Origin of the sequence: Pseudomonas sp. M5, from assembly GCF_016907075.1 — a bacterium.
Lineage (GTDB): Bacteria > Pseudomonadota > Gammaproteobacteria > Pseudomonadales > Pseudomonadaceae > Aquipseudomonas > Aquipseudomonas putida_E.
Window position 1 is genome coordinate 1,105,923 of the sequence record NZ_JAFBBH010000001.1, and the last position, 17,272, is coordinate 1,123,194.

Consider the following 17,272-nt stretch of genomic DNA (forward strand, 5'->3'; position numbering starts at 1 on the left):
AGGCTGGCAGGGCTCCTGTGGGAGCAACTGGCTTGCCAGCGATTGTGCCCGTCAAGTCAGCGCCGTTGCTTGAAGGTCTGCGAAGGCAGCTGCCCAAAACGCTCGCGGTAGGTCTCGGAAAACCGCCCCAGGTGCAGGAAGCCGTAATCCATCGCCAGTTCCGTCACACTGCGCACCGCGCAACTGCCATCACTCAGGCACGCATGCAGCCGCTCCAGTTTGCGTTGGCGTACGTACTGCTTGGGCGTGGTGCCCAGATGGCGATCGAACAACGCATACAATGAACGCACACTCATGCAGGCCTGTTCGGCCAGCGTCTCGGCTGCCAGCTCCAGTTTGAGGTTGCGGTCGATGTAGTCCAGGATCCGCTCCAGGCTGGCCCCCGGCGTAGCCAGGCTTTCCCGGCGGATGTTGGTGCTCATCAGCGTCAACAGCTTGCTGGCGACGATCTGGCTGTAGTGCCCCTGCACCCGCGGCAGCGAATCACTCACCTCGGCCTCATGGCAGACCATGGCCAGCAGGTTGACGAAACCGTCCAGCTCTTCGAGCCGGTAGTGGTTGCGCAAAAACCGTACCCCTCCCTCAGGCCGCTGCCAGCGCTGCTCCTCGCAGATCGAGTCGAGCATGTGCGTCGGCACCTTGAGGATGAACTTCTCGCAGTCCTCGGAATAGGTAAGGTCCACCGGGTCGTCGGGGTTGATCAGCAGCAGCTCGCCCGGCACCAGGTGGTGCTCGCGCTGATGCCCGCGCCACAGGCAATTGCCGTTGAGTAGCACCTGCAAGTGATAGATGGTTTCCAGGGCTGGTGAGGTGACCCGCACGCTGCCACCGTAGCTGATGCGGCACAGGTCGAGCTCGGCGAACTTGCGGTGGCTGAGGCTGGCCTGCGGATGCGTGGTGCGCGACAGCCCGATGCAGTGCTGGCCCACATGACGGTTGACGTAATCGGACACCGCATAAGGGTCGGCGTGATGGAACACGCTACTGCGCTCGCTCAGCAGGCGGCTTTCCATAGGCAAGGCACTCGGCATCGTTATTGTTCTGGGCGCCGCACCCTACTGGCCTGGGGCCTGTGGTTGCGGTCGTTCACGGTCATTCTACCGGGCCGGGGTCGGGTTTCTAAAGGCAGCTGACCGCCGGTGGCTTGGTCCCACACTAAGCAAAAGATGGGGGTTGGGCAATGAGATGTTCGGATTGGCCGGGCGGCTATCGGACAGGCGCGAGCAGCGCTTGGGCGGTTATCGAACGAAACAGCTTGCAACCAACCTGCACGTCCACCCGGTAACTTTTCCCACATCAGAACCTGCAGATCTGTTAAAAAACCGCATGCCCACCTACTTCCTTACGCACCTGCGCCGTCGCTGGCTCACCTGGCTGTGTGCCACCTTCCTGATGGTCGGCCTGCCGGCCGGCTGCGCCGTGCTGCAGCACAAGGAACGCGAACTGGTATTCCGTATCGAACCTGGCCAGGCCAGCTGGTTCCGCGGCCTGCCCAAGGGTGTGCAGGAACTGGACCTGCGCCCGCGCAGCTTCGCCGCCAACCAGAGCCTGCACGCCTGGTGGTGGCCGGCCCGCCGCGCCGATGCGCCGGCCATCCTCTACCTGCACGGCGTACGCTGGAACCTCACCGGCCAGCTGTTTCGCATCGAACAGCTGCATGCCATGGGGTATTCGGTGCTGGCCGTGGATTACCGAGGCTTCGGCCAAAGCCGCGGCGGCCTGCCGTCCGAAGCGACAGTTTACGAAGACGCGCGCATTGCCTGGGAGCGTTTTGCCCAACTGCAACCCGATGCAGGCAAACGCCTGATCTTTGGCCATTCACTGGGCGGCGCAGTGGCGGTGGAGCTGGCTGCCGACCTGGCGCGCCAGGCACAGAAAGACGGCGGTACAGCACCGGCGCGGGGGTTGATCCTGGAGTCGACCTTCACCTCGCTGGGCGATGTCGCCGCTGCCGTGGCCGATACCACCCTGCCGGTGCGCTGGTTGCTGTCGCAGAAATTCGATTCGCTGGACAAGATCAAGGACGTCGGCCTGCCATTGTTGCTGGTGCACGGGCTCGACGACCGTTTCGTGCCGCCGCGTTTCAGCCAGCAATTGTTCGAAGCGGCGCAGGAGCCCAAAACCTTGTTGCTGGTACCGGGGGCCAGCCACAACAACAGCATGAGCCGCGCCGGCCAGCGCTATCAGCGTGCGATTCGGGCATTGCTGTAACGGGGTTCACTGCACCGGCAGGAAATTCATCAGCAACAGGCTTTGCGCGTAGTTGAGCCCGATCCGCCGGTAGCGCTCATCCAACAGTTGCGCCAGCAAATCCAGCCGCGCGACGATCTTGCCGAACTCCACCGCAAAACTCAGGTTGCTGCCCTCCTGCGAAATCTCGTTGGAAAATAGCAGCAATACCCCATTGGCATCCTGGCGCTGGCTGAGCATCCAGGTGGCCTTTTCGATGTTGCGAGCGGCGTTGTTGACGAACAAAGGGTCGATGGTGTCCGTCATGTAGAACTCGGTTCGCCCACCGTGTGCGGTGATCAGCATGCTGCCGATGGCGTAGATGAACGCACCGACCCGGTCACCGCGAAACTCCGGGCTCAGAGCATAACTCAAGGCAACGAGGTCGCGACGGTTACCCAGCTGCGCCAAGGGTTGACGCTGTTCGATGGCGATGCGGATCTGCCGCTCTGCAGTGGCGGCATCGAGGTAACCGGACATCTTCCACTGGCTGGGGTTGCGCAGGTACAGCTTGTTCATCAGCAGGTACAGGCTCTGCAGGTTGTCGCGCATGGCCAGCGTCGCCATGCGGTCGACACTGGTCTGGAACAGCTCGCTGGGCTTGCCGTTGCCGAACTGGTTGACGATGTCCTGGCCTTGCTGCTGGGTGCAGGCGCCCAGGCAGACCAGTGTGCCTGCCAGCAGCAGGCGCGGGAAGAATACGGGTTTGCTTGCAACCATCGGCACCGGGTCGAAATCGGCGGCCGTGCCGGGGATCGGCGCGGCCTGGCCAAGCATAGAGCCCGCAAACCGGAAAAAGTGCGATGGCGGGGCTACCGCAAGTCAGTGCACCTGCTCGCCGGCTTGCCTAGGTCTGCCAGGCTGGCGCCCATGAAAGCCCTGCAACCAGCGATCACATGGCGTGGCGCAGCATCTGCACCACTTGAGCGTGCAGTACCGGATCACCACACGCCACCACACAGCCGCCGTGCTGTGCCGAACTGCCATCCCAAGCGGTGATCACCCCGCCCGCCCCTTCGATGATCGGCATCAGCGCCTGCACGTCATACGGTTGCAGGCTCGCTTCGACGATCACATCGACAAACCCCGAGGCCAGCATGCAGTAGGCGTAGCAATCGCCGCCGTAGCGCATCAGCCGCGCCTTGTCAGCCACGGCCTGGAACGCAGCCTTGCGCTCTGGGGTATCGAACATGTCTGGCGTCGTGCACATCAAGGTTGCCGCCGCCAGGTCTGCACAGGCGCGGGTCTTCAATGGCGTGCCGCTGCGCCACGCACCTTCGGGGGTACCGACGAAACGCTCACCGGTGAAAGGTTGGTTCATCACCCCCAGCACGGGGCGGGTACCATCGTTCAGGGCGATCAGCGTGCCCCACAGTGGCAGGCCGGTGATGAAGGCGCGAGTGCCATCGATGGGGTCGAGGACCCAGGTCAATGGGCTGCTGCCGATTGCCACCCCCTGCTCTTCGCCAAGAATGCCGTGTTCTGGGTAACGCGCCTGGATCAGCGTGCGCATGGCGTCTTCGGCAGCCTTGTCGGCCACGGTCACCGGGTCGTACAGGCGCCCGCCCTTGTCCTCGACGTCCAGGCTGGCACGAAAGTACGGCTGGATCGCGGCTGCAGCGGCATCGGCCAACTGCTCGGCGAAGGCGCGGAATTCGCCGGTCTGTTCAGCACTCAGGGACATGAAACGGGCCTCGTGAAATGATGGGGCTGGCATCATACCCGACAAACCCTTTGGCGGTAGACGCCTGCGCATTCGCGGGCAAGCCCGCTGCCGCCTAGACTGAACAGACCAGATCAACAGGCATGAACCGGGGGGCTGCCCACACGTGGAGGTGTGCGATGAGCCAGTTCAAGCGTTTGTTAGTCATGCTCGGCCCGCAGATGCGTTACACGCCCGCGCTGCAACGCGCGGCGGCGTTGGCCGAATCCAGCGGTGCCCTGCTGGATATCAATGTCTTCGTCGACGATGTCGACACCTTTGGCCTGATGAGCGACGGCCGTGAACGCGAGCGGCTGCTTGCCGACAACCGCCAGTGGCTGGCCGATGCCACCGAGCAATTGCGCGATGACGGCCTGGATGTGTCCACCGAACTGCTGCTCACCCGTGATCCGCTGGGCAGCGTGATCGAGCGCATCGAGCAGTTGGGCTGTGATTTGCTGATCAAGGATGTACAGCACGAACCGGTGCTCAAGCGCCTGTTGGTCACACCGCTGGACTGGCAACTGCTCAAGGACAGCCCGGTGGCCGTGCACCTGGTCAGCGACATTCGCCTGCCGCTGCCCCGGCAAATCGCCGTCGCCGTCGACCTCAACAGCCACGGTGCCGGCGAACACCTGGACGAGCAGGTGATCCACTGCGCCCATGCCTTGGCCCTGCAGTGCAACGCCGAACTGCACCTGTTGCATGTATGCGATGCGGCCAGGACCCATCTCGCCGACTTCGGCGCCGGCACGGTAACCATGCCCGGTTTCGAGGGCAGTGTGCGCACCGCGCAACGGGCAGCGTTCAATCGCCTGGGTGACCATCACCAGGTCCCGCTGGAACGCCGACACTTTCTGGAAGGTGCAGCGATTCGGGCGATCGCCCAGTTCGTCAGCCACGGCCGGGTCGATGTGATCGTGATGGGCAACCACCGGCATGACGCCATGCAGACGTTCCTGGGCGGGACCACGGCGCATGTGCTGGAGCATCCGTTGTGCAATGTGCTGGCGGTCAAAGGGGTGCGTTGAGGCATCAGCTGAGATTTTTGGGCTGTCGGATCGAGCGCCGGCTGCGCGGTGCTTGATCTGACAGCCCAGTCAATCGCACGACCAGCACCAAACTGGTACTCCCGACCCACTTAAAAATAATGCATTTGATAATGATTCGTAGTACTTTCGCGACGTATCAATCCCCTTCCTAGCGCCCTACTTCAGGATCGTACCGTCGATGCGTCGCACGTTCGTTTCGCTTTGTGTACTACATGCTGTCTCCCCGTTGGCTTTCGCCGAGTCCGAATCACTCGGTAACCCCGCCCAGATCGAACTCCAGGCCTTGAACATTAACGGTACCGCCGACAGCGAACGCGCCGATGGACCGGTCGAGGGCTACAAAGCCAGTCGTTCGGCCAGTGCCACGCGCACAGACACCGCGCTGCACGAAATACCGCAGTCGATTAGCGTCGTACCCAAGGATGTACTCGAAGACACCGGCGCCACGCGGCTGCAGGACGGCCTTGACTACGCAGGCGGCGTTGGCCGCGCCAACAACTTTGGCGGCCAGGGCCTGACCACTTTCACGGTGCGCGGTTTCACCACGGGCGAGTTCTACCGCAATGGCTTCCCGATCAACCGTGGCTACCCCAATGCCCCCGATGCCAACAGCGTCGAGCGGCTGGAAGTAATACGCGGCCCAGCCACCAGCCTCTATGGCCGTGGCGACCCGGGCGGGACCTTCAACGTGGTCAGCAAGCAGCCACTGGCCGAACCCAAGGTGACGCTTGGCAGCCAGCTCGACGACCAGGGCATGCACCGGGCAACCCTCGATGCCACCGGTCCGCTCAATGAAGAGGGCTCGCTCGCCTACCGCCTGAACGTGCTGGGTGAAGGTGGCGAAAGCTTCCGCGACGATGTCGAGAGCGAACGCTACGACGTTGCGCCCGTGCTGAGCTGGCAGGTCAATGACGCCACGAAGATCGTCTTCGAGGGCGACTTCATGCGCAACAACCACCCGCTGGACCGGGGCCTTACCCGCCTGCCCGGCCAGCGCGGCACCGCCTCGCGTGACACCAATATCTGGGAAAAAGGCAGCGACAACCTGCTGCACAACGACAACAACATGGCGCAGTTGCGCTTCGAGCACGCGCTCAGCGAAGACTGGACCTTGGGTGGCGGCATGCAGTGGCTGGACGGCTCACTCAAGGGCAACGCCGTGGAAGCCAATGCGTTGCAGGCTGATGGCCAAACCCTTGGGCGCAACTTCAACTACCGCAAGCTCGAATGGACCGACCGTGACTACCAGCTCAACCTGACCGGCCACTTCGACACAGGTGGCTTCGCCCACACCCTGCTTACCGGTATCGAATATGAAGACTATGACTACAGCTCGATCATTCAACGTTCGGCCGCCGGTGCCGGCGCCTATCCGATCGACATCTTCGACCCGGTGCTGGGCCAGCCCCGCCCTGCCCTGACCCGCACGACTACCCACGACAAGGAAAACCTCAAGACCTGGGCCGCCTTCATCCAGGACCAGGTCGCCCTGACCGAGCGCCTGAAGGCACTGGCCGGGGTGCGCTTCGAGCGTTACGAGCATGACTACGACAACAAGCTGAACAATGCTGGTGACTTCAGCAAGGGCGAAAACGGCGTCACCCCTCGTTTCGGCCTGCTGTATGACATCACCGACACGCTTGCCGTGTACGCCAACACCGCGCGCTCGTTCAAACCCAACAGTGGCGCCAGCCTGCAAGGCAGTGGTTTCGACCCTGAGAAAGGCAAGTCGTATGAGTTGGGTGTGAAGTGGGAAGCGCCCGATCGCCAGCTAAGCATCGACGCGGCTGTCTACCACATCGTCAAGGAAAACGTGCTGACCCGCGACCCCAATGACCCTTCTGGTACCTACAGCATCGCCGCCGGCGAGGTGCGCAGCCGCGGGCTGGACATCAACATTGCCGGCAACCTCACCCCTGAGTGGCGTGTGATCGGTGGCTATGCCTATGTCGACGCCGAGGTCACCCAAGACAACACCGTGCCCAGCGGCACGCGCCTGGCGAACATCCCGCGCAACAGCTTCAGCCTGCTGAACACCTACGAGTTTCAGGATGGACTGGCCAAGGGCCTGGGGCTGGGGGTTGGGGTGAAGTACATCGATGACCGTGCCGGGCAGACCGCCGCGACGACCTACACCATGGCGAGCTACAGCGTGGTCGACCTGCACAGCTTCTACAAGGTCAACGAGCATGTACGGCTGAACCTGGACGTGAAGAACGTGTTCAACAAGGGCTATGACGAAGGGGCGTTCAACACTTACGTGTACCCGGGTGCACCGCGCACGGTGCAAGCCGGGGTTGCGTACACCTTCTGAATGGCCGGGGCCGCTGGCGCGGCCCGCCGTTTCAGAACGCCTTGCTGTAGAACAGCGAGTAGGATTCGATGCCGTCGTTCGGCTGTTTGATACCGGCGTTGGAGTAGTGCATGGCACGGATGCCGACTTTCTGCTCGCCCGGCAACTTCAGGCCGAAGCCGATGCGGTCCTCGAAATTGACCGACGAACCCAGGTGTTGATCGCCGACATCGGTCTTGGAAAATGCTGCCAGGCCGATGCCTGCCTCGATGTACGGGGTGTAGGTGAAGCCGCTGAATTCGTAGGTGAACACCGGGCTGAACGACAGCGAGTGAGCACCGCTGGCCTCGCCACCTTCCCAGTAGGTGTAGGCTGCATCCCAATAACCGGTCACGAAGCCGGTGCTGCTTTGCAGCCATTTCTTGTCCCAGTCGAAGGCCAGGCCGATACGGTAAGTCATGTCGCCCTGGCTGGTGGCGCCCACGGCGCCGGACACCTGCGCGGCCTGGGCCAGATTGGCCCCGGCAACAGCCAATGCGGCGGCTGCGAGCATAGTGGCAAGACGGGTTTTCATCGATGACATCTCCTGATGGTCAACACGGGCAAGCGGGGGCTTTTGCCCCTCGATTTTTACGGTGGCCGGTGCATCCAACCGGTCACACGAGGTAATACTTTTCTGATTATTGTCCAATTAATCAGAAAGTTGGAAGTGAATTGCCACCAATGGCTAATGTTCAGTACGGTCTGAGCCAGCGCGCCGCTCCTCAAGCAGCTTAACGAACATGCTCAAGCTGCGCGATACGGTACCGCGGCGCCACACCAGCCAGGTCTTGAGGTAGCGAAAATCCTCCGACATGGGCCAGGCGCTAACCGTGGTGCAGCCGGGCATGTTGTCGAGCATGCTGCGTGGCAACATGGCCAGGCCGGCACCTGCGCTGACGCAGGCGAGCATGCCGTGGTAGGACTCCATTTCATGGATCTTGCCTGGTACCGCCTGGTCCTGGACGAACCAGTTCTCGAAATGATGGCGGTACGAGCAGTTGGCACGGAAGGCGTAGATACTCGCACCGTTGACGTCCTGCGCACGGGTTACCGGGGCATGGTTGAGCGGCGAGATGATCACCATCTCCTCCTCGAATACCGGCATGCCTTCGAGCGTGGGGTGCAACAACGGGCCATCGACGAATGCTGCCACCAGGCGCCCGGACAGCACGCCTTCAAGCATGGTCCCCGACGGCCCGGTGGAAAGGTCCAGGTCGACTTTCGGGTAGCGCTGGTTATAGGCGGCCAGCAATGCCGGTATACGCACGGCTGCGGTGCTCTCCAGCGAACCCAGGGCGAAGGTGCCTTGCGGGTCTTCGCCCGCCACCGTCAACCGGGCCTCGTGCACCAGGTCGAGGATGCGCCGGGTGTATTCGAGGAAGTTCCAGCCAGCCGGCGACAGGCGCAGGCGGCTTTTTTCACGGATGAACAACTCGACACCCAGGTCTTCCTCCAGCTGCTTGATGCGCGTGGTCAGGTTAGACGGGACCCGATGGATGTGCTGGGCGGCGGCGCTGATGCTGCCCTGTTCGGCCACTGCCTTGAAGATCTCCAATTGCACCAGATCCACAGTCATTCTCCAAACGTGAATGTTTCGCTCATTATTATTCAGTTTTCATTAAACCCCTAGCCCACTAGTCTGGCCTCACTGATGAACAACAACGAGTGTGCAGCCATGAGCCAGATCAGCAGCCTGACCCACGCCATCTCCATCGACCCGCACAGCGGCGAGCAGATCGGCAGCTACCCTTTCGACACCGACGCCGCACTGGAAGCGGCGCTGCAACGTGCCAAGGCTGGCTATCGCCAGTGGCGCAAGGTGTCGCTGGGTCAGCGCAGCGAGAACCTGCTTGCCCTGGCCGACACCCTTGAGGCCAAAGCCGAAACCTTCGCGCAGATGATCAGCCGCGAAATCGGCAAGCCGATCAGCCAGGCCCGGGGTGAAGTGAACAAGTGCGTCGGCCTGTGCCGCTGGTACGCCGAGCACGGCCCGGCGATGCTTGCGGCTGAGCCGACCCAGGTCGAAAAAGCGCGTATCGAATACCGCCCGCTGGGCCCGATCCTGGCCGTGATGCCGTGGAATTTCCCGATCTGGCAGGTGCTGCGTGGCGCCGTACCGGCGATCCTGGCCGGCAACACCTATGTGCTCAAGCATGCGCCGAACGTCATGGGCAGCGCCTATCTGATGGGCGACCTGTTCAAGGATGCCGGCTTGCCCGAAGGCGTGTTCGAGGTACTCAACGTGACCCCGGACGGCGTCACCCGCGCCATCAACGACCCGCGCATCGCTGCCGTGACGTTGACCGGCAGCGTGCGTGCCGGCATGGCGATCGGCGCCCAGGCCGGTGCCGCGCTGAAGAAATGCGTGCTCGAGCTGGGTGGTTCCGATCCGTTCATCGTGCTGGCCGACGCCGACCTGGATGCTGCGGTGAAAGCCGCCGTGGTTGGCCGCTACCAGAACACCGGGCAGGTCTGCGCCGCGGCCAAGCGCTTGATCGTGGAAGAGAGCATCGTCGAGGCATTCACGCGCAAGTTCGTCGAGGCGACACGCCAGTTGAAGGTCGGCAACCCGCTGGAAGATGACACCTACATCGGCCCGATGGCGCGCTACGACCTGCGCGACGAGCTCGATGGCCAGGTCCAGGCGACCCTCGCCGAGGGCGCCACCTTGCTGTTGGGCGGCAACAAGGTCGAAGGCGTGGGCAACTTCTACGCACCGACCGTGTTCGCCAACGTAACCCCGGACATGACCGCGTTCAAGCAGGAACTGTTCGGCCCCGTGGCTGCGATCATCACTGCCCGCGATGCCGAACATGCGGTGGAGCTGGCCAACGACAGCGAATTCGGCCTGGCATCGACCATCTACACCGCAGACTATGCCCTGGCCGAGCGCATGACGGCAGCGCTGGACACCGGTGGGGTGTTCATCAACGGCTATTGCGCTTCTGACCCCCGCGTGGCCTTTGGTGGGGTGAAAAAGAGTGGCTTCGGGCGTGAGCTGTCGCATTTTGGCGTGCGCGAGTTCACCAACGCGCAAACCGTGTGGCTGGATCGCAACTGATTTCGTGAGCCGGGGCTGCTTTGCAGCCCCGGCACGCTCAATCGCGGACCTGGTCCTTGACCCAGTCCAGCATCCCCCCCGGCACGATCAGCTCGTGCCGCGCCCGCGAACATGCGGTGTACAGCCCCGCCAGCATCCGTGCCCGCTCATTGCGGTTGCCGGCCGTTACCGGCGCAACCATCAGCTCCGGCGAGACCATCACCCGGGCGAACTCCATGTTCTTCACATCGCGTACACGGCCAAGGAACAGCTTGGGCGCCTTGTCCCAGCGGTAGCGGCTCTTGGCCTTGGCAAAGTGCTCCGGGGTGTAGCCCTTGCGCAGCATATTGGCCACGGCAACGAACGCCTTGTCGTCCCCCTTGTCTTGCTCAAGGGCCTGCCAGCTTGGGTATCGGAACAGCATCGGGTGACGCGGCCGCGTGCCATAGCGGTACAACTCGATGCAATCCTCGACGAACAGCTCGAAATCCTTGCGTGCGCTTTGCAGCAGCACGAACGGCACACCCTGGTGGGTCAGGCGCTGGAACCATCCGAACAACCCCCACTCGTCATCGACGATCAACGCGGTGGGCTGCTCGGGTACCGTCACAGCATCGAAGAAACTGACCCGCGTGTAATGCTCGGCACTGCCGCTGAAGGCTGCCTGGATGGCCGCTGGGTGGGCCTGGATCAACGGGTTGAGTACGCTGTCCATGGCAGGCCCTGCGCGTAATGAATGGTCGATGTAACGCTGGCGGATGAAGCCGCCATGGTGCGGGCTCAAGCCATTGAGGTTCTGCAGCTCATCGCCCAGGGCAATGACAGATTGCGGGCTGCGATCCAGCACGGCGACCATGGGTGCGGACAACTCGTGGGCTTCATCGACGATCACATGGGTATAGCGGCTGTCGATCAGTTCGGCCGTCAGCGACAACAGTTTGACCCGATGGTAATCGCGCACCGGCAACTGGATCTCGCGCGACGATGGGCGGGTCAGCTCCTGCCAGTACAACCTGGCCTTTTCCAGCAGCACTTCCTGATCCAGCGGCGAGGTCCCCGGGCCGGCCCAGGGCAAGTGATGCAGCTGCAACTGGTTGTCGCCGCTGCGGCAGAAGCTGCGCACGGCCTTGATGCACAGGGCGACCACGTCCCGGGCGGCCAAGGGGCCGATATCGGGGATGGCCAGCCATTTCACCACCTGCGCCTCCTGCGGGCGCCATGACAACTTGGTTCGGTACGGATCGCGCAGGCGCCAACCGTTGCTGGTGAGGTCGCGGTTGAGAATCTCGTCGGCCAGTTGGCCAAAGGTCATCGCCGTGTACGCCTCAGCATCCTTGACCCGTGCCCGCAGTGCCCTGAGCTGGCCTTCGGTGAGGGCCAGCAGCAAGGTGCGTTGCGGGTCGAGCAGGCGCGCGAACTGGTGGATCAGGAAGGTTTTGCCGGTACCGGCGAACCCCTGCACCGCCACCGACTCGTCCACCCCGGACAAGAACTCGCGCAGCAGGCGGTTCTGCTGGTCGCTGAGCATGAGGTCGCTGGCCAACGACGGCAGGTACACCGGGTGCAACGGCGTGACCCGCTGCCGGTAGCTGTCGGCGAACTGGAAGTTCCACTGGCCTTCGGCGTCCTGAAATTCTTCCGCCGGGTAGTCGACTTCGGGTGATACCAGCGCGACGCCGTTCTCACCCAGCATGCCGAGCCCCATGGCAAACGCCTCGCGGTCGAAATGCTGCGCTACCTGGCCCTGAAAACGGCCAGGCGCCGCCGTTTCGACCTCATTGGCAATACGCACGATTTCAGCGAAGCGGCGTTCCTGTGCGTCAGCCGAAACGCTGGCAGGCTGGCGCGGCAGGTTCTGCACGAACAGCACGGAGGCCGCCTGCAGCACGCTGGCGCCAGGGAAAAAATCGGTGGCTGGGGGGGCGCTGGCGAGGCGCTCGGCCTGGTCGCTGGGCAAAGGCAGGTAGAACATCGGGACCTCGGGTGAACACTGCCGGGCACGATAGCAACTTTCCCGAGGCAATGCTGGGTTTAACCGCGAACCGGCCGGCCCCGCTTGAGCGTCTCGCTGGGCAGTTCCCGGAACAACTGCCGATAGCTTTCGGAAAAGCGCCCCAAATGCCAGAACGACCAGCGCATGGCCACTTCGGCAACCGTCACCTCGCCACCGCGCAACAGGTCGCGCCGCGCCCCATTGAGCCGGCGAAGCCGCAGCCAATGGGCCGGCGGCATGCCGGTAAACGCCTTGAATGCCTGCTGCAGCTGGCGCAGGGAAACGCCGGCAACGTCTGCCAACTCCAGCAGGTTAAGGGTTTCTTCGGGGCAGTCGGCAGCCCACTCACTGACCCGCTGCATGATCGCCCGCTCCTCTCCCCGCCGCCCCAGCGCTCCGCCCTGCAGCTGCTGGCAGGCGTTATCCAGGATGAACAGGCAGTCTTCCAGCAACTGTTCGGCCAACGCTTGCCCCGCAAGTGGGCAATCGGCTTGCCCCAGTCGCGTCAGGGTAGCGCTGAGCCAGCTGCCGAACAGCGCATTCTGGCCGCTGCCCAGCGGCACCATGAACAAGCCGTCAAGGCGCTGCGGGTCGAGGGCGTGGCTGGCCAGGAAGGCCTGGTCGAACACCACCGCCACCTCCTGGTAGTTCTCCGGTGTGATCCAGATATTGCGGCTCTGTTCGTTGAGCAGGTACAGGCTGTTTTCGCTGCGGTCGAAGCAAAATGCCAACGCGCCGCTGGGGGCACGGAAAAACTGCTCGACCCGCGTGTTCAGGCGCTCTTCGTACACCTGCACGCCATCCAGGCCCAGGCAACGCAACTGGCCGCTGAAGTGGCCGGGCGACATCTGCCGGTACTGCTGCTGCCAACCGGGGGTGGCGCGCACCTGCTCGGTCACATCGGTGGTGTGGAAGGCCTGGACCTGCAAGGCATTGGGCGTTGTCACGCTGCGTCCTAATTGCACTCTTTTGGTGCATTCATTGCCGAAGAAAGTGGATAGATTGCCCCTGGGGGCTGCGCCCAAGATAGCCCTCAGCACGGCATGTGGGAAGGCTCCTGCACACCAGTGCCACAAAAACCCAACCAAGAGGTCTGTATGAACGCCCCCTTCGATCAGCTTTCCACCTGGCTGAAAGAACACCGGATCACCGAAGTCGAATGCGTGATCAGCGACCTGACCGGCATCGCCCGCGGCAAGATCGCACCGACCGCCAAGTTCCTCCATGAGCGTGGCATGCGCCTGCCCGAGAGCGTGCTGCTGCAGACCGTCACCGGCGACTACGTCGACGATGACATCTACTACAGCCTGCTCGATGCCGCTGACATCGACATGGTCTGCCGCCCCGACCCGACTGCGGTGTATCAGATCCCCTGGGCCATCGAACCGACCGCCATCGTGATCCACGACACCTTCGACAAACAGGGTAACCCCATCGAACTGTCGCCGCGCAACGTGCTGAAGAAGGTGCTCAAACTCTATGCCGACAAGGGCTGGCGGCCGATCGTCGCTCCGGAGATGGAGTTCTACCTGACCAAGCGTTGCGAAGACCCGGACTTGCCACTGCAAGTGCCACTGGGCCGCTCCGGCCGCGCCGAAAGCGGGCGCCAGTCGTTTTCCATCGATGCCGCCAACGAATTCGACCCTTTGTTCGAAGACGTCTATGACTGGTGCGAACTGCAAGGCCTGGACCTCGACACGCTGATCCACGAAGACGGCCCGGCGCAGATGGAGATCAATTTCCGCCATGGCGATGCGCTGGACCTGGCCGACCAGATCACCGTGTTCAAGCGCACGATGCGTGAGGCGGCGCTCAAGCACAACGTGACGGCCACCTTCATGGCCAAGCCGATCACCGATGAACCGGGCAGTGCCATGCACCTGCACCAGAGCGTGGTCGACATCGCCAGCGGCAAGCCGGTGTTCGCCAACGACGATGGCAGCATGAGCGCGCTGTTCCTGCACCACATCGGGGGCCTGCAGAAGTACATCCCCAAGCTGTTGCCGATGTTTGCCCCGAACGTCAACTCCTTCCGCCGCTTCCTGCCGGACACCTCGGCGCCAGTCAACGTCGAATGGGGCGAGGAAAACCGCACCGCCGGCCTGCGCGTGCCGACCTCGAGCCCCGACGCCATGCGCGTGGAAAACCGCCTGCCGGGTGCCGACGCCAACCCCTACCTGGCGATCGCCGCGAGCCTGCTGTGCGGCTACCTGGGCATGGTCGAGAAGGTCGAACCCAGTGCGCCAGTGCAAGGCCGCGCCTATGAGCGGCGCAACCTGCGCCTGCCGATCACCATCGAGGACGCGCTGCAGCACATGGAGGACTGCCAGACCGTACAGCGTTACCTGGGCAAGCAGTTCGTCCAGGGCTACGTGGCGGTCAAACGTGCCGAGCATGAAAACTTCAAGCGTGTGATCAGTTCGTGGGAGCGTGAATTCCTGCTGCTCAGCGTCTGATCTGCGGGGGGCTGCCGTGCAGCCCCTCACACCCCACTCAAAGAACAAGACCAACGAGGTGTCGACATGCGTCATCTGCAAGCCCTGATTCCTGCAGCATTCACCCTGCTGTTCGGTGCAGCCGCCCAGGCTCAGCCCACGGTCAGCGTGTACAACTGGACCGACTACATTGGCGATACCACCCTGGCCGACTTCCAGGCCAGCAGCGGGATCAAGGTGGTCTATGACGTGTTCGACTCCAACGAAACCCTGGAGGGCAAGCTGCTTGCCGGGCGCACCGGCTACGATGTGGTCGTGCCGTCCAACCACTTCCTCGCCCGCCAGGCGCAGGCCGGTGCCTTCCTGCCACTGGACCGCAGCAAGCTGCCGAACTGGAAGCACCTGGACCCGAAACTGCTCAAGCAACTTGAGCAGAACGACCCCGGCAACCAGTACGCGGTGCCCTACCTGTGGGGCACCAACGGCATTGGCTACAACGTCGAGAAGGTCAAAGCTGCACTGGGCATCGAGCGTATCGACTCCTGGGCGGTGCTGTTCGAGCCAGAGAACCTGAAGAAACTCAAGCAGTGCGGGGTGGCCTTCATGGACTCGCCCGACGAATTGTTCCCGGCCATGCTCAATTACCTGGGCATGGACCCGCGCAGCGAAAAGCCGGCTGACTACGCCAAGGCCGAAGCGCACCTGCTTGAACTGCGCCCCTATATCACCTACTTCCACTCGTCCAAATACGTTTCGGACCTGGCCAATGGCGACATCTGTATTGCCTTCGGCTACTCCGGCGATGTGTTCCAGGCCGCCAACCGCGCGGTCGAGGCGAAAAACGGCGTGAAGATCGCCTACAGCATCCCCAAGGAAGGCAGCAACCTGTGGTTCGACCTGCTGGCCATTCCCAAGGACGCCAGCAACCCCGAGCAGGCGCTGGCCTTCATCAACTACCTGCTCGAACCACAGGTGATCGCCAAGGTCAGTGCCACCGTCGGCTATGCCAATGCCAACCCCGACGCCAAGGCCTACATGGATGAGTCGCTGGTCAACAACCCCGAGATCTACCCACCCCAGGAGGTGCTGGACAAGCTGTACATTTCCAGCACGCCGAGCCCGAAGATCATGCGGGTCATGACCCGCTCCTGGAGCAAGATCAAGTCCAACCGCTGAGCCGAGAGCGCGCCATGCCATTCGACACCCAACACACTGCGTCGTACTACGCCGCTACCGCGCGTGATACCGCGCCCTACCCCAGCCTGGACGGCGAACTGACCGCTGATGTGTGCGTGGTCGGCGGTGGCCTGACCGGGGTCAATACGGCGCTGGAACTGGCCGAGCGTGGCCTGTCGGTGATCCTGCTCGAAGGCCGGCGCGTCGGCTGGGGCGCCAGCGGGCGCAACGGAGGCCAGTTGATCCGCGGCATCGGCCATGACGTCAGCGGTTTTGCGCGCTATGTCGGCCAGGACGGCGTGCGCTACCTGAAACAGGCCGGCATCGACTCGGTGGCCCTGGTGGCCAGGCGTATCGAGCAGTACGGCATTGCCTGCGACCTGCGCTGGGGCTTCTGCGAACTGGCCAATACACCTGCCCAGTTCGCGGCGTTCAAGGACGAGCAGCGCGAGCTGGCGGAGCTTGGCTATGGCCATGAAACGCGCCTGGTCGGCCCTGAGCGACTGCATGAGATCGTTGCCAGCGATCAGTACGCCGGCGGGCTGGTGGACATGGGGTCGGGCCATCTGCACCCGCTCGACCTGGTCCAGGGTGAAGCGCGCGCGGCCCATGGCCTGGGGGTACGCATTTTCGAGCAGAGCCCGGTGCTGCGCATCGAGCATGGCACCACGGTCACCCTGCACACCGCTCGGGGCAAGGTCAGGGCACAAAGCCTGGTGCTCGGTTGCAACGCCCACCTGGACGAACTGGAGCCACGCCTGAGCGGTAAAGTGCTGCCTGCCGGCAGCTACGTGGTGGCCACCGAGCCACTGCCCGAGGCTGTGGCCAAGGCGCTTATCCCGCAGAACATGGCGATGTGCGACCAGAAGGTCGGCCTGGATTACTACCGCCTCACCGCAGATCGTCGGCTGTTGTTCGGCGGGGCCTGCCATTATTCAGGGCGCGACCCGAAGGACATCGCCGCCTACATGCGGCCCAAGGTGCTCAAAGTGTTCCCGCAGCTGGCCGACGTGCACATCGATTACCAATGGGGCGGGATGATCGGCATCACCGCCAACCGCTTCCCTCAGGTCGGGCGGCTGAGCCAGTACCCGAATGTCTACTACGCCCAGGGCTACTCTGGGCATGGCCTGAATGTGACGCACTGGACGGCCAGACTGCTGGCTGAAGGGATCGCTGCCGGGCACAGCCAGGGGCTGGATGTCTTCAGCGCCGTACCCCACCTTACCTTCCCGGGCGGCAAGGCGTTGCGCTCGCCGCTGCTGGCGTTGGGGATGCTGTGGTATCGGGTGCGCGAGGTGCTGGGTTGA

The 17,272-nt window shown here is 63.2% G+C and carries 14 protein-coding genes; 7 read left to right on the forward strand and 7 right to left on the reverse strand.

The annotated features are described in order from the left end of the window. Positions 1 to 56: 56 nt before the first annotated feature. Positions 57 to 1,013, reverse strand: a complete 957-nt coding sequence (locus tag JOE27_RS05210; protein WP_119687142.1) for an AraC family transcriptional regulator — start codon at positions 1,011 to 1,013, stop codon at positions 57 to 59. A 313-nt stretch (positions 1,014 to 1,326) separates the two neighbouring features. On the opposite strand from JOE27_RS05210, the gene JOE27_RS05215 reads away from it, so the two are divergent. After that, positions 1,327 to 2,211, forward strand: a complete 885-nt coding sequence (locus JOE27_RS05215; RefSeq protein ID WP_119687143.1) for an alpha/beta hydrolase — start codon at positions 1,327 to 1,329, stop codon at positions 2,209 to 2,211. A 6-nt stretch (positions 2,212 to 2,217) separates the two neighbouring features. Here JOE27_RS05215 and JOE27_RS05220 read toward each other — a convergent pair whose 3' ends face one another. Continuing rightward, on the reverse strand, positions 2,218 to 2,949 hold the full coding sequence (locus JOE27_RS05220) for a hypothetical protein (protein ID WP_046786400.1): 732 nt from the start codon (positions 2,947 to 2,949) through the stop codon (positions 2,218 to 2,220). A gap of 172 nt (positions 2,950 to 3,121) precedes the next feature. Then, a complete protein-coding gene (gene hisN, locus JOE27_RS05225; RefSeq protein ID WP_115274630.1) occupies positions 3,122 to 3,913 on the reverse strand; it encodes a histidinol-phosphatase in 792 nt (263 codons plus the stop codon). A gap of 158 nt (positions 3,914 to 4,071) precedes the next feature. On the opposite strand from hisN, the gene JOE27_RS05230 reads away from it, so the two are divergent. Beyond that, positions 4,072 to 4,962, forward strand: coding sequence for a universal stress protein (locus tag JOE27_RS05230; protein WP_046786012.1), 891 nt, complete (start codon positions 4,072 to 4,074; stop codon positions 4,960 to 4,962). Positions 4,963 to 5,161: 199 nt separating this feature from the next. Further along, complete coding sequence (locus JOE27_RS05235; RefSeq protein WP_204918128.1) at positions 5,162 to 7,297, forward strand: TonB-dependent receptor; 2,136 nt, start codon at positions 5,162 to 5,164, stop codon at positions 7,295 to 7,297. A 31-nt stretch (positions 7,298 to 7,328) separates the two neighbouring features. Here the strand turns inward: JOE27_RS05235 and JOE27_RS05240 are convergent, their stop codons facing one another. Together JOE27_RS05240 and JOE27_RS05245 are read right to left on the reverse strand one after the other, a co-directional pair. Further along, on the reverse strand, positions 7,329 to 7,850 hold the full coding sequence (locus tag JOE27_RS05240) for an acyloxyacyl hydrolase (RefSeq protein ID WP_046786010.1): 522 nt from the start codon (positions 7,848 to 7,850) through the stop codon (positions 7,329 to 7,331). A gap of 153 nt (positions 7,851 to 8,003) precedes the next feature. Continuing rightward, the gene (locus tag JOE27_RS05245; RefSeq protein WP_046786398.1) at positions 8,004 to 8,888 is read right to left on the reverse strand and encodes a LysR family transcriptional regulator; all 885 of its coding nucleotides are present in this window, start codon (positions 8,886 to 8,888) and stop codon (positions 8,004 to 8,006) included. Between the two features lie 105 nt (positions 8,889 to 8,993). Between JOE27_RS05245 and JOE27_RS05250 the strand changes: the two genes are divergently transcribed. Continuing rightward, entirely contained in the window at positions 8,994 to 10,379 is a 1,386-nt protein-coding gene (locus tag JOE27_RS05250) for an aldehyde dehydrogenase family protein (protein ID WP_204918130.1), read from the forward strand. A 37-nt stretch (positions 10,380 to 10,416) separates the two neighbouring features. Here the strand turns inward: JOE27_RS05250 and JOE27_RS05255 are convergent, their stop codons facing one another. Further along, positions 10,417 to 12,330: an AAA family ATPase gene (locus tag JOE27_RS05255; RefSeq protein ID WP_119687146.1), complete on the reverse strand. Its 1,914-nt coding sequence runs from the start codon at positions 12,328 to 12,330 to the stop codon at positions 10,417 to 10,419. Between the two features lie 59 nt (positions 12,331 to 12,389). After that, a complete protein-coding gene (locus JOE27_RS05260; RefSeq protein WP_046786008.1) occupies positions 12,390 to 13,298 on the reverse strand; it encodes a helix-turn-helix domain-containing protein in 909 nt (302 codons plus the stop codon). A 150-nt stretch (positions 13,299 to 13,448) separates the two neighbouring features. Between JOE27_RS05260 and JOE27_RS05265 the strand changes: the two genes are divergently transcribed. The 3 genes from JOE27_RS05265 to JOE27_RS05275 all read left to right on the forward strand — a co-directional run bounded on the left by JOE27_RS05265 (position 13,449) and on the right by JOE27_RS05275 (position 17,272). Beyond that, complete coding sequence (locus JOE27_RS05265; RefSeq protein WP_046786007.1) at positions 13,449 to 14,807, forward strand: glutamine synthetase family protein; 1,359 nt, start codon at positions 13,449 to 13,451, stop codon at positions 14,805 to 14,807. Positions 14,808 to 14,873: 66 nt separating this feature from the next. Then, a complete protein-coding gene (locus JOE27_RS05270) occupies positions 14,874 to 15,962 on the forward strand; it encodes a polyamine ABC transporter substrate-binding protein (protein ID WP_046786006.1) in 1,089 nt (362 codons plus the stop codon). A 14-nt stretch (positions 15,963 to 15,976) separates the two neighbouring features. Then, a complete protein-coding gene (locus JOE27_RS05275; protein WP_115274626.1) occupies positions 15,977 to 17,272 on the forward strand; it encodes an FAD-binding oxidoreductase in 1,296 nt (431 codons plus the stop codon).